Below are 13,081 nucleotides of genomic sequence, written 5' to 3'. Positions count from 1 at the left end.
GGGATGCAGCTTCCCGTCCAGTCGCAGTCCACGCTCTACGCCGAGCCCTGGGAAGCCGGGGCCGGTGCGGGCGACCTCGTCGCGGTCGCCCGGGCCGCGGACGCCGCCGGGTTCGACTACGTCGCCTGCTGCGACCACGTCGCCGTCCCGCGCCGGCTCGCCCCCGCCATGGGCACGGTCTGGTACGACCCGGTGGCCACGCTCGCGCACCTGGCCGCCGTCACCGAGCGGGTGCGGCTGCTCAGCCATGTCGCGGTCGTCGGGCTGCGGCATCCGCTCGTCACCGCCAAGCAGTACGCGACCCTCGACCACCTCTCCGGCGGACGGCTCGTCCTCGGTGTGGGGGCCGGGCACGTACGGGAGGAGTTCGAGGCGCTGGGGGTGGACTTCGGGCGGCGCGGGCCGCTGCTCGACGAGGCGATCGACGCGCTGCGGAAAGCCCTCGGGCCGGAGGAGTTCCCCGTACACCACGGGAAGGCGTACGACTTCGAAGGGCTCGGGCAGCGGCCCCGGCCCGCTCAGCCGCACATCCCCTTCTGGGTGGGCGGCTCCTCGCCCGCCGCCGTCCGCCGGGCCGCGCTCAAGGGGGACGGCTGGCTGCCGCAGGGGGATCCGCGCCACCGGCTGCCTGTGCAGATCGCCCGGATCGGGCAGCTCCGCGAACAGGCCGGGCTGGCCGGCCCCTTCACCGTGGGCGCCATCACCGAACCCCTCTACATCGGTCGGGTCCACTGGGACGTCGGCCCGCGCACGATCGGCGGCGCCCCGGAGGCGATCGCCGAGTCCCTGCGGGCGTACCGCGCGATGGGTGTCGACCAGATCCAGGTGCGGTTCCGCAGCCGGAGCCGCGCCGAACTCACCGACCAGATGGCGGCGTTCGGGGCCGAGGTCGCGCCCCGCCTGGACTGAGGAGGAAGGCTCCATGGGCAAGCTGGACGGGCGCGTCGTCATCGTCACCGGGGCGGCGCGGGGGCAGGGCGAGCAGGAGGCGCGGCTGTTCGCGGCGGAGGGCGCCCGGGTCGTCCTCGCCGACGTGCTCGACGACCAGGGGGAGGCGCTCGCCGAGGAGCTGGGGCAGTCGTACGTCCACCTCGACGTGGCCCGCGAGGCCGACTGGGCCGCCGCCGTGGCCGCCGCGAAAGCGGCGTACGGGCATATCGACGGGCTGGTCAACAACGCGGGCATCCTGCGGTTCAACGCGCTTCTGGACACGCCCCTGGACGAGTTCATGAGCGTCGTCCAGGTCAACCAGGTCGGCTGCTTCCTCGGCATCCGGGCCGTCGCTCCCGAGATCGCGGCGTCCGGAGGCGGCACCATCGTCAACACCGCCTCCTACACCGCGATGACCGGGATGGCGGCCGTGGGGACGTACGCGGCGACCAAGCACGCCGTCCTCGGCCTCACCCGGGTCGCCGCGATCGAGCTGGCGCCGCGGGGGATACGGGTGAACGCCGTGTGCCCGGGGGCCATCGACACCCCGATGTCCAATCCGGCCCGACTGGACCCGGAGGCGGACCCGCAGGAGACGTCCCGCGCCCTGGACGGGCTGTACCGCCGGCTCGTACCGCTCGGCCGGGTCGGCAGGCCCGAGGAGGTGGCGCGGCTCGCGCTCTTCCTGACCTCGGAGGACTCCTCCTACATCACCGGGCAGCCGTTCGTGATCGACGGCGGGTGGCTGGCCGGGGTCTCGATCGTCTGAGGACCGACCTGCTGATCTGACCGACCATCAGCTATTGACGGCCCAACGGGGCGGTGCGACAGTCGGCGGCAAGCCAATCTGACGATTCGTCAGATAGACACTCGTGGGGACGGTGACCTCCGTGGAATTCGGGCTCTTCGTACAGGGATACGTCGGCAGGCGGGCCGAGACCGACCCGCTCGCGGAGCACAAGGCGCTGATGGAGGAGACCGAGTACGTCATCCAGGCGGACAGGTCCGGCTTCAAGTACGCCTGGGCGTCCGAGCACCACTTCCTGGAGGAGTACTCCCACCTCTCCGCCAACGACGTCTTCCTCGGCTACCTCGCCCACGCCACCGAGCGCATCCACCTCGGCTCCGGGATCTTCAACCCGCTGGCCCAGGTCAACCACCCGGTGAAGGTGGCCGAGAAGGTCGCCATGCTCGACCACCTCAGCGGCAACCGCTTCGAGTTCGGCAGCGGACGCGGTGCCGGCTCCCACGAGATCCTCGGCTTCCTGCCCGGCATCACCGACATGAACTTCACCAAGGAGATCTGGGAGGAGACCGTCGCCGAGTTCCCGAAGATGTGGCTCCAGGACGAGTACGAGGGCTTCCAGGGCAAGCACTGGTCGCTGCCGCCCCGCAAGGTGCTGCCCAAGCCGTACGGGAAGTCGCACCCCGCGATGTGGTACGCCGCCGGGTCCCCGTCCTCGTACGCCATGGCCGCGAAGAAGGGTCTCGGGGTGCTCGGCTTCAGCGTGCAGAAGGTCTCCGACATGGAGTGGGTGCTGGAGCAGTACAAAACGGCGATCGTGGACGCCGAGCCCGTCGGGGACTTCGTCAACGACAACGTGATGGTGACGAGCACCGCGATCTGCGCGCCCACGCACGAGGAGGCGATCCGCATCGCGGTGAACGGCGGGCTGCACTACCTGCCGTCCCTCGTCTTCCGCTACCACGACACCTTCCCGCGCCCCGAGGGCTTCCCCGTGTGGCCGGAGACGCTCCCCGAGTACACCGAGGAATTCCTCGAACTGCTCATCGAGGAGGAGCTGCTCATCTGCGGCGACCCGGACGAGGTGCTGCGGCAGTGCAAGAGGTGGGAGCAGGCGGGCGCCGACCAGCTCAGCTTCGGGCTGCCGGTCGGGATACCGAAGGAGGAGACGCTCCAGACGATCCGGCTGATCGGCGAGCACGTGATCCCGAAGATCGACACGGATCCGGTTCACCGCACTACACGGTTCCGGCAGAGCGCCTGATCGCCGTCGGGCCGCGGGCCGCGGGCCGTCCGGCGGCTGCGGGCCCGATGTGGCTGCTCGCTCCCCCAAGTTCTCGACTTCGCTCGAACAGGGGGGACCCCATCGCGGCGGAGCCGCACATCGATACAGCCCCGCGCCCCTTTGGGGCGTGTCCCCGCACCGGAGTCGAGAAGGAGCCTCCATGCTCGATCACGTCATCAAAGGCGCGACCGTGGTTGACGGGACGGGGGTGCCCGCGTTCACCGCCGACGTCGGCATACGCGGCGGCCGTATCGCCGCCATCGGGAAGACCACCGAGGCGGCCCGGAGCAGCGAGGACGCCACCGGCCTCGTCCTCGCCCCCGGCTTCGTCGACCCGCACACCCACTACGACGCCCAGCTGTTCTGGGACCCGTACGCGACCCCGTCCCTGAACCACGGGGTCACCACGGTCGCGGCCGGCAACTGCGGCTTCACCCTCGCCCCGCTGAACCCGGCGCGGCCCGAGGACGCCGACTACACGCGGCGGATGATGTCGAAGGTGGAGGGCATGTCCCTGGTCGCCCTGGAGGAGGGGGCGCCCTGGACCTGGCACTCCTTCGGGGAGTACCTGGACGCCCTCGATGGGCGGATCGCGGTCAACGCCGGTTTCATGGCGGGGCACTGCGCGCTGCGACGGTACGTGATGGGCCCGGACGCGGTCGGCGGGCAGCCGACGGACGAGCAGCTGGACGCCATGCTGCGGCTCTTCCACGAGGCCATGGACGCGGGCGCCTGGGGGCTGTCGACCACGCAGTCCTCCACCCACTCCGACGGTGACGGGCAGCCGGTCGCGTCCCGGCACGCACGGCCGGAGGAGCTCCTGGCACTCGCCAAGGCGGTCGGCGAGCACGAGGGCACACAGATCGAGGCGATCGTCGCGGGCTGCCTGGACCAGTTCAGCGACCCGGAGATCGACCTCCTGGCGGAGATGAGCGCGGCGGCCGGACGGCCCCTGAACTGGAACGTCCTCACCATCGACGCGGCCGTCCCCGAACGCGTGCCGCGTCAGCTCTCCGCGAGCGAGCGGGCCCGGAAGGCGGGCGGCCGGGTGGTGGCCCTCACCATGCCGATCCTCACGCCGATGAACATGTCCCTGGGCACCTTCTGCGCCCTCAACCTGATCCCCGGCTGGGGACCGATCCTGGGCCTGCCCGTGCCCGAGCGGACCGCGAAGCTGCGCGACCCCGAGGTGCGGGCGGAGATGCTGCGCCGCGCCCACTCCAAGGAGGCCGGTGTCTTCCGCCGTCTCACCGACTTCGGGCGGTACGTCATCGGCGACACCTACAGCCCGCGCAACGACGGCCTGACCGGGCGCGTCGTGAAGGACATCGCGGCCGAGCGCGGCCAGGACCCCTTCGCGTGCCTGGTCGAGATCTGCGCGAACGACGAGCTGCGCACGGTCCTGTGGCCCATGCCCACCGACAACGACCCCGGGTCCTGGGCCCTGAGGGCCGAGACCTGGCGGCACGAGGACGTCCTGCTCGGCGGCTCCGACGCGGGCGCCCACCTGGACCGCATGTGCGGGGCGCCGTACACGACCCGGTTCCTCGGGGACTGTCTGCGCGGCCGGAAGCTGGTGCCGCTGGAGCAGGCCGTGAAGATGCTGACGGACGACCCCGCGCAGCTGTTCGGGCTCCGGGAGCGCGGCCGGGTGCGCGAGGGCTTCCATGCCGACCTGGTCCTCTTCGACCCGGAGCGGATCGACGCCGGGCAGGCCACCCTGGTGCACGACCTGCCGGGTGACAGTCCGCGCCTGGACTCGCGGGCGATCGGGATACGGGCCGTGTGGGTCAACGGCGTCGAGGCGATCCGGGACGACGTGGTGACCGGGGCCGTACCCGGGAAGGTGCTGCGCTCCGGGCGGGACACCAGGACGGTGAGCACCACGTGACCGAGCGGCAGCGGCTGTTCGTCGGCGGCGCCTGGGTGGAGCCGGACGACGGCCACTACCGGGTGACCGACCCGGCGACCGAGGGGATCGTCGGGTGGGCGCCGGAGGCCTCGCGGGAGCAGGTGCGGGCGGCCTGCGCCGCGGCCCGCGAGGCGTTCGGGCCGTGGTCGAGGACGCCGCCTGAGGAGCGGGCGGAGGTGCTGGCGCGGACGGCCGACCTGATCCGGGGCCGCCTGGGGCCGTACGCCGAGCTGGCGCAGGCGGAGAGCGGCGCGACGACCGGGACGGCGCGCGGGATGCAGGTCGGGGTCGCGGCGGCGCGTTTCCGGCGGTACGCGCGGGTGGAACCGGTGGAGCAGCCGCTGCCGCCGCAGATCAACGAGGCGGGGCCGTTCGGCCCGGCGACCGTCATGGGCGCCCTGGCCGTGCGCCAGCCGGTCGGCGTGGTCGCCTGCGTCACCTCGTACAACAACCCCTGGGCGAACCCGGCCGGCAAGGTCGCGCCCGCGCTCGCGATGGGCAACACGGTGGTCGTCAAGCCGGCCCCGCAGGACCCGCTGTCGGTGTACCGCATGGCGGAGGCGCTTCAGGAGGCGGGCGCGCCGCCGGGCGTGGTGAACGTGGTCGGCGGGGCGCGCCCGGAGGTGGGCGAGGCGGCCGTGGACTGCCCGGACGTCGACATGGTGAGCTTCACGGGCTCGACGGCCGTGGGGCAGCGCATCGCCGAGGTGTGCGGACGGTCCATGAAACGGCAGCTGATGGAGCTGGGCGGCAAGGGCGCGGCGCTCGTCTTCGACGACGCGGACCTGGACGCGGCGGTGGCCGGGATCGGCACCACGTTCTCCTTCTACAGCGGCCAGATCTGTACGGCACCGACACGGGTGCTCGCGCAACGGGGCATGTACGACCGGCTGGTCGACCGACTGGCGGCGTACGCCCGCCACGTGAAGGTCGGTGATCCGCGTGAGCGGGACACCGTGGTGGGTCCGCTGATCTCGGCGGCGCACCGGGACCGTGTGGAGGCGTACGTCGAACTGGGCCGCAAGGAGGGCGCACGGCTGGTCACCGGCGGCGAACGGCCTCCCCACGACCGCGGCTTCTACGTCGCGCCCACCCTCCTCGCGGACTGCACGCCCGACATGCGGGTGGTCCGGGAGGAGATCTTCGGCCCGGTGGTCGTGGTGGTCCCCTTCGACGCGGAGGAGGAGGGCATCGACCTGGCCAACGCCTCCGACTACGGCCTGATCGACTACGTCTGGTCGGGCGACGTGGCCCGCGCCTTCCGCGTGGCGCGCCGGCTGCGCGCGGGCGGCGTCGGTGTGAACACGGTCGGCCGCAACATGGAGGCGCCGTTCGGCGGCTTCAAGAAGAGCGGCGTGGGCCGCGACGTGGGCTCCTACGCCCTGCACGCCTACAGCGAGTTGCAGGCGATCGTGTGGCCGGGCTGATCAGGGGTGTCCGGCAATTCCCCACCGCCTAGCCGTCCAGGTCCACCCGTACCGTGAGCAGCTGCGCCCCCAAGGCCCGTACCGCCATGCTGTTCATGCGCGGGAGTTGCTTCAGGCGGGCCCGGGGGTCGTCGTCCGGGAGCAGGTGGGCCGTGCCCGTGTGCCAGCGGCCCAGGATGCGCACCCGGACGCGTGGATTCGCCTGAATGTTGCGGACGTACTGGGACTTCTGGCCGTATTCCGACACCAGCCAGAAGGAGTTCCCGACGCGGCGGCCGCCCACGGGGGTCTGGCGCGGCAGCCCGGACACGCGGCCCGTCGTCTCCAGCACCGTCTGGAGGGGCAGGCGGCGCAGCACCGGGTTCATCCGGCGCTGGAACGCCGTGACGGCACGGTACTTGCGGTCGACGAAGTCCGACATCGTCCCTCGCTCTCCTCGACGGCGGCACACTGCTGGGCACTCCGCGCAGTCTCGCAGACCGGGGACCGGGGCGCGCGGAGAACAGCAGCGCGCCCCGCGGATGCTTCTACGCCCCGCCCAGGAAGATCGGGTTGGTGAACGCGGCCAGCGCCCCCGGCACCGGTCCCGCCGCCGCCTCGTGCCGAATCTCGGCGCGGACGTAGGCCGCGTAGGCGGGTGTCGTACGCCATTCGGCCGTGCCCGAGCCGGTCACCGGCAGCGGGTCGCTCGTGAACAGCACGCCCTGGTCGGTGACGAAGCGGATCGTGCAGCGTGGTGCGCCCCGCACCTCCAGGCGGACCGTGACCGGGGTGTCGCGGTCCACCGGCAGCCGTTCGCCGATGCCCGCGTGCTCGCCGCGGCTGCCCGAGGCGGTGAAGGCCAGGGAGACGTTCTTCGACTCGGCGATGTACGAGCGGCCCGCGCGGATGCCTTCCTGGACGGCCTCGCGGGTCAGGTCGTCGGCGAGGACCACCGTCTGCGGGCTGCCCACCGCGTCCGGGTCGCGGTGCGCGTCGCTGTTGCCCATCGCCGGCAGCCACCGGCCGTGGCCCTCCCGGACCGACGCCACCAGCGTGTTGTCCCACTCCGCGAGCGTCACCTCGTCGTCCGGGGTGTAGGGGCCGTTCCACACCTCCACCGCGTCCGCCTCGCCGAAGCCGAACTTCCAGCCGCAGCCGACGCAGGTGGCGTGCGGATGCGCCGGGACGACCAGACCGCCCGCGCGGCGGATCTGCTGGGCGAAGCGGGCCCAGCGGTTGTCGCGGGCCCGGTAGCGCCAGTCGATGAACGTGCCCGGGTCGGTGCCCAGCGCCACCACGTGGCCGTTGCGGGTCGTCACCTCCTCGCCCGTCATGATCAGCAGGTCGTCGCCCGCCTGGTCGGCCCAGTGGGCGTGCGAGGAGTGCGTGTTGTGGTCGGAGCTGTTGATGAAGTCCAGGCCGGCCGCCCGGGCCAGCGCCGCGATCTCGGCGGGCGTGCGGCGGCCGTCGGAGTACCAGGAGTGCAGATGGCAGTCCCCGCGGTACCAGGCGCGGCCCCGTCCCTTGGCCCGGGACGGCGGGTACAGGGGCTTCGGGGTCTCGCTCTGCGCGCCGTGGGTGAGCGTGATGGTGACCTCGTACGTCAGGCCCTGCGGGGCCACCGTGTACGGGCCCAGCGCGATGTGCCAGGTGCCGGGTCGGATGCGGCCCGGGATGTAGCCGGGGGTCGCGTCGTCCGCGCGGAGGAAGAACTCGCTGCGCGCGCCGCCGGACCAGCCGCGGAAGCCCTTGCCGCCCAGCTCGGTGCCGCGCTCGTCGAAGATGCCGATGTCCAGGGCGTTGCCCGGGGTGCCGGCCGGGACGGACGGCCTGTCGTACGTGTAGGCGACCCTGATCTCACGGACGCCCTCGGGGACGTCGACGGGCAGGTACACGAAGTCGGGGGAGCCGGTGGGCAGCGTGCCGCGCACCGTCCTCGTCTCCTGGTTGTCGGCCGCCTCGGCGGCGGGTCCCTCGGCGAAGCTCACGCTTCCCAACGTAAGCGCGGCGGCCGCACCCGTCACGAACAGTGCGCGTCTTCCCATGCCGGTGCCAGTGCCGTTGCCGTTGCCGTGGTCGTCCTCGCACATGCTGCTGCTCCCGATGTGTCGGATGACAGGGGTGGTGCAGGGATGGACGCACACCACTGTGGTGTCCACCCGTGAACTCCGGGGCACGGGAAGTCGATCGGCAGCCAGGTGCCGGCGTAACAGCGGATGGCCACGGCGACAGTGACACCCCGTGACGGGCGAACCGCCCCACCGACGCACGTACGCCCTGTATGACCTGATCAACGCATACGTATGCTCGAGGGATGACGACTTCCGCGACCTCCGGAACCGGCCCCACCGAGAACTCCATGCGTCGCGCCCTCAAACGCGCCCGAGACGGTGTCGCGCTCGACGTCGCCGAAGCCGCGGTGCTTCTCCAGGCTCGCGGCGCGCACCTCGACGACCTCGCCGCGTCCGCCGCCCGGGTGCGCGACGCGGGCCTCGAGGCCGCCGGCCGGCCCGGCGTCATCACGTACTCGAAGAGCGTCTTCATCCCCCTCACCCGCCTGTGCCGCGACAAGTGCCACTACTGCACCTTCGTCACCGTGCCGGGCAAGCTGCGCCGCGCCGGGCACGGGATGTTCATGTCCCCGGACGAGGTCCTCGACATCGCCCGCAAGGGCGCCGCCCTGGGCTGCAAGGAGGCCCTGATCACCCTCGGCGACAAGCCGGAGGACCGCTGGCCCGAGGCGCGCGAGTGGCTGGACGCGCACGGCTACGACGACACGATCGCCTACGTACGGGCCGTCTCCATCCGGATCCTGGAGGAGACGGGTCTGCTGCCGCACCTCAACCCCGGTGTGATGTCCTGGACCGACTTCCAGCGGCTGAAGCCGGTCGCCCCGTCGATGGGCATGATGCTGGAGACGACGGCGACCCGGCTGTGGTCGGAGCCGGGCGGCCCGCACTACGGCTCCCCCGACAAGGAACCGGCGGTCCGCCTGCGGGTGCTGGAGGACGCCGGCCGCTCCTCCGTCCCCTTCACCTCCGGCCTCCTCATCGGCATCGGCGAGACGTACGAGGAGCGCGCCGAGTCGCTGTTCGCGCTGCGGAAGGTGTCTCGCGCCTACCACGGCATCCAGGAGCTGATCATCCAGAACTTCCGCGCCAAGCCGGACACGGCGATGCGCGGGATGCCGGACGCGGAACTGGACGAGCTGGTCGCCGCGGTGGCCGTGGCCCGGCACATCATGGGCCCCTCCGCCTGTCTGCAGGCACCGCCGAACCTGGTCGACGGGGAGTACGAGCGGCTCATCGGCGCCGGCATCGACGACTGGGGCGGGGTGTCGCCGCTGACCATCGACCATGTGAACCCCGAGCGGCCCTGGCCGCAGATCGAGCGGCTGCGGGAGCGTTCCGCGGCGGCGGGCTTCGCCCTGCGGGAACGCCTGTGCGTGTACCCGGAGTTCGTCCGGCGCGGGGAGCCCTGGCTGGACCCGCGGCTGCGCCCCCATGTGGCGGCGCTGGCGGACCCGGAGACGGGCCTGGCGCGTGAGGACGCCGTGGTCGAGGGGCACCCCTGGCAGGAGCCCGAGGAGGTGTTCGTCGCGGCCGGACGCACCGACCTGCACCGCACGATCGACAGCGACGGCCGTACGGGCGACCGGCGCGACGACTTCGACGAGGTGTACGGCGACTGGGAGGCGCTGCGGGAGGCGGCGGCGCCCGGCATGGCACCGCAGCGCATCGACGCCGACGTACGGGCGGCGCTGCGCACGGCCGCCGACGACCCGACGCGGCTCACCGACGAGGAGGCGCTGGCGCTGCTGCACGCGGACGGCCCGGCGCTGGACGCGCTCACCCGCATCGCGGACGACGTGCGCAAGTCGGCGGTCGGCGACGACGTGACGTACATCGTCACCCGGAACATCAACTTCACGAACGTCTGCTACACCGGCTGCCGTTTCTGCGCGTTCGCGCAGCGCCGCACGGACGCGGACGCCTACACGCTCTCCCTGGAGCAGGTCGCGGACCGCGCCCAGCAGGCCTGGGACGTGGGCGCGGTCGAGGTGTGCATGCAGGGCGGCATCCACCCGGACCTGCCCGGGACGGCGTACTTCGACATCGCGAAGGCGGTGAAGTCCCGCGTCCCCGGCATGCATGTGCACGCCTTCTCCCCGATGGAGGTGGTCAACGGGGCGACCCGCACCGGCATGTCGATCCGCGAGTGGCTGACGGCGGCGAAGGAAGCGGGCCTGGACACGATCCCCGGCACGGCGGCGGAGATCCTGGACGACGAGGTCCGCTGGGTCCTGACGAAGGGCAAGCTGCCCACGGCGACCTGGATCGAGGTCGTCACGACGGCGCACGAACTGGGCATCCGCTCCTCGTCGACGATGATGTACGGCCACGTCGACCAGCCCCGCCACTGGCTGGGCCATCTGCGCACCCTCGCCGGCATCCAGCAGCGGACGGGCGGCTTCACGGAGTTCGTCACCCTGCCCTTCATCCACACCAACGCCCCGGTGTACCTGGCGGGCATCTCCCGCCCCGGCCCGACGATGCGGGACAACCGCGCGGTCACGGCGATGGCACGCCTCCTGCTGCACCCGCACATCCCCAACATCCAGACGAGCTGGGTGAAACTGGGTACGGAGGGTGCGGCCGAGATGCTCCGCTCCGGCGCGAACGACCTGGGCGGCACCCTGATGGAGGAGACGATCTCCCGCATGGCGGGCTCGTCCTACGGCTCGTACAAGTCGATCAGGGAACTGATCGCGGTCGCGGAGGCGGCGGGCCGCCCGGCCAGGCCGCGCACGACGGTCTACGGCGAGGTCCCGCAGGAGCGGCAGCGGGCGGCGGCGGCATCGGACGGGCACCTGCCGGAGTTGCTGCCGGTGCTGGAGAACTGAGCGAGCCGGCACGTCACCTGCCGGGGGCCTCCCCGACGACCGCTCAGCGCTCGTCCCGGGTCGCCCCCGGCAGGTGCGTCACCAGCAGCACCACCCCGGTCAGGACGATGACCCGGATCGCCGCGTCCAGGCCGTTCCAGGTCTTGGACTGCCACATCGCGAACCACTCGCCGCCTATCGCGACGAACCCGGCGCCGAAGAGCAGCAGGAGCATCAGCAGGCCGATGTCCGAGAACCACCTGGCGCGCGGGTGGTGGCGGGCCCACAGGCAGGTCGCGGCGATCAGGATCAGTGCGGCGGCCGTCTCCCAGACGATGATCGCCACATACGCGGCGTCCTCCCAGGTGTGCGAGGTGATGGCGCGCCACATCAGGTCGTCGTCCTTGAAGGTGGTGTCCATCGCGAGGACGTGCCGGACGAACTGCTGGTTGGTGCCGAAGTCGGTGATGTTCCCGAACGCGACGAGCGCGATGTAGAGGGCGACCGTGCCGGTCAGGAGGGTCGCGGCGAGGGGGAGCGCGGACCGGGTGTGGGGGCTTCTCGTTGTTTCGGCCATGATCCAACTATGGAGACGGCTTTCGGCCGCTCACAGAGGATTTTCGGGCGGTCACGGAAGTGTGGTGTGCATGACGTTCCGCAGCCCTGAGCCGGACGCTCCCGCTCGATTACAGTGCTGCGCGTCTGAGGTGCGTGCGGTGCCGTGAGGAGGCCTGGGGTGGGTGCGACAGCCGGTGCCGTCTGGGGGCGCGCCGAGCAGCAGGACTTCCGCGGCCGGGTGCGCGGCACGCTGCTCGGTGTGGCCGTCGCCGACGCCCTGGGCGCGCCGGTCGACGGGCTCACCCTGGAGGAGATCCGGCAGGCCCACGGGCCGCAGGGGCTGACGGACCTGGCGTTCGGGCACGGCCGACGTGGCGCGATCACGCACCACACGCAGCTCACCCTGTTCTCCGTGGACGGGCTCATCCGCGCCCAGGTCCGCCGTGACACGGGCGCCTGGCATCCGCCGACCGATCTGCACCGGGCGTATCTGCGCTGGGCGGCCACCCAGCGGGACTGGGGTCCCGACGAGCGGCGCAAGGAGGACGGCTGGCTGGCCCGCGAGGAGTGGCTGTACGCCCGGCGCTCGCCGGCCCGGGCCTGTCTGCTCGGCCTCGGCGACGACACGATGGGCACGCTGGACGCGCCGAAGAATCCGGGCGACCAGGGGCCCGAGGCCGCCGTGCGCTCCGCACCGTTCGGGCTGCTCGTCGGGTGGGAGCCGCAACTCGTGCTGCAACTGGCGATCGAGTGCGCGGCGCAGACGCACGGGCACCCCACGGCATACCTGGCGGCGGGCGCGTACGCCGTGATCCTGCACGCGCTGGCGCGCGGGGAGAGCCCCGACGCGGGCGTGCAGCGGGCCCTGGCGCTGCTCGCCCCGCGGCCGGGGCAGCAGCAGGTCGCGGACGCCTTGCAGCACGCGCTGGGGGCGGTGCGGCAGGGCATGCCGACGCCCGAGCGGATCGAGGAACTGGCCGGGGACGGTACGGCGGCCGGGGCGCTGGCGGTCGCCGTGTACTGCACGGTGGTGGGGGAGGACGTCCGGCACGCGCTGTGCCTCGCCGTGAACCAGGGGGGTCCGTCGGGGGCGGCGGGGGCCCTGACCGGTGGCCTGCTGGGGGCGCTGCACGGCGAGACGGCCCTCCCGCCGGCCTGGCTGGCCGAGTTGGAGGGCCGTCCCACGATGCTGGTCCTGGCGGACGACTTCGCGATGGAGATGACGCAGGGCGCCGCGCTGCACGGCCCCACGGGGTCCGCGCCGGGGTGGCTGGAGCGGTACCCCCGGGCGTAGGGCGACTGTTGCCCCGGCCACCGCCCGGGGGCGCCGCCTCCGGCCCCCGTCGGACGCGGCGTCCTC

Annotated in this window: 10 protein-coding genes; 7 read left to right on the top strand and 3 right to left on the bottom strand. The window is 72.4% G+C overall.

Going from position 1 to position 13,081, the window contains the following annotated elements; translation table 11 throughout:
• Nucleotides 1-3 precede the first annotated feature (3 nt).
• From SY2F82_RS21900 to SY2F82_RS21880, 5 genes are all read left to right on the top strand, one after another.
• Nucleotides 4-909, top strand: coding sequence for a TIGR03619 family F420-dependent LLM class oxidoreductase (locus SY2F82_RS21900; protein ID WP_200420846.1), 906 nt, complete (start codon nucleotides 4-6; stop codon nucleotides 907-909).
• A 13-nt stretch (nucleotides 910-922) separates the two neighbouring features.
• Nucleotides 923-1,699, top strand: coding sequence for an SDR family NAD(P)-dependent oxidoreductase (locus SY2F82_RS21895; protein WP_200420845.1), 777 nt, complete (start codon nucleotides 923-925; stop codon nucleotides 1,697-1,699).
• 121 nt (nucleotides 1,700-1,820) lie between these two features.
• Nucleotides 1,821-2,939 (top strand): LLM class flavin-dependent oxidoreductase, encoded by a 1,119-nt coding sequence (locus tag SY2F82_RS21890; RefSeq protein ID WP_200420844.1) that lies wholly within the window; start codon nucleotides 1,821-1,823, stop codon nucleotides 2,937-2,939.
• A 181-nt stretch (nucleotides 2,940-3,120) separates the two neighbouring features.
• The gene (locus SY2F82_RS21885) at nucleotides 3,121-4,851 is read left to right on the top strand and encodes an amidohydrolase family protein (RefSeq protein WP_200420843.1); all 1,731 of its coding nucleotides are present in this window, start codon (nucleotides 3,121-3,123) and stop codon (nucleotides 4,849-4,851) included.
• On the top strand, nucleotides 4,848-6,299 hold the full coding sequence (locus SY2F82_RS21880; protein ID WP_200420842.1) for an aldehyde dehydrogenase family protein: 1,452 nt from the start codon (nucleotides 4,848-4,850) through the stop codon (nucleotides 6,297-6,299). The genes SY2F82_RS21885 and SY2F82_RS21880 overlap by 4 nt, the downstream gene beginning before the upstream one ends.
• A 28-nt stretch (nucleotides 6,300-6,327) precedes the next feature.
• Here the strand turns inward: SY2F82_RS21880 and SY2F82_RS21875 are convergent, their stop codons facing one another.
• A complete protein-coding gene (locus SY2F82_RS21875; RefSeq protein WP_200420841.1) occupies nucleotides 6,328-6,720 on the bottom strand; it encodes a nitroreductase/quinone reductase family protein in 393 nt (130 codons plus the stop codon).
• Nucleotides 6,721-6,826: 106 nt separating this feature from the next.
• Complete coding sequence (locus SY2F82_RS21870; RefSeq protein ID WP_200420840.1) at nucleotides 6,827-8,371, bottom strand: CehA/McbA family metallohydrolase; 1,545 nt, start codon at nucleotides 8,369-8,371, stop codon at nucleotides 6,827-6,829.
• Nucleotides 8,372-8,595: 224 nt separating this feature from the next.
• Between SY2F82_RS21870 and SY2F82_RS21865 the strand changes: the two genes are divergently transcribed.
• The gene (locus SY2F82_RS21865; RefSeq protein ID WP_200420839.1) at nucleotides 8,596-11,184 is read left to right on the top strand and encodes a bifunctional FO biosynthesis protein CofGH; all 2,589 of its coding nucleotides are present in this window, start codon (nucleotides 8,596-8,598) and stop codon (nucleotides 11,182-11,184) included.
• A gap of 43 nt (nucleotides 11,185-11,227) precedes the next feature.
• Here the strand turns inward: SY2F82_RS21865 and SY2F82_RS21860 are convergent, their stop codons facing one another.
• Nucleotides 11,228-11,740, bottom strand: coding sequence for a DUF2165 domain-containing protein (locus SY2F82_RS21860; protein ID WP_200420838.1), 513 nt, complete (start codon nucleotides 11,738-11,740; stop codon nucleotides 11,228-11,230).
• Nucleotides 11,741-11,899: 159 nt separating this feature from the next.
• Here SY2F82_RS21860 and SY2F82_RS21855 point away from each other — a divergent pair, with 159 nt between their 5' ends.
• Nucleotides 11,900-13,015 (top strand): ADP-ribosylglycohydrolase family protein, encoded by a 1,116-nt coding sequence (locus SY2F82_RS21855; RefSeq protein ID WP_200420837.1) that lies wholly within the window; start codon nucleotides 11,900-11,902, stop codon nucleotides 13,013-13,015.
• Nucleotides 13,016-13,081 lie beyond the last annotated feature (66 nt).

The organism is Streptomyces sp. Y2F8-2 (assembly GCF_014905555.1).
GTDB classification, from domain to species: domain Bacteria; phylum Actinomycetota; class Actinomycetes; order Streptomycetales; family Streptomycetaceae; genus Streptomyces; species Streptomyces cynarae.
This window is presented reverse-complemented; position numbering and strand designations above follow the sequence as displayed.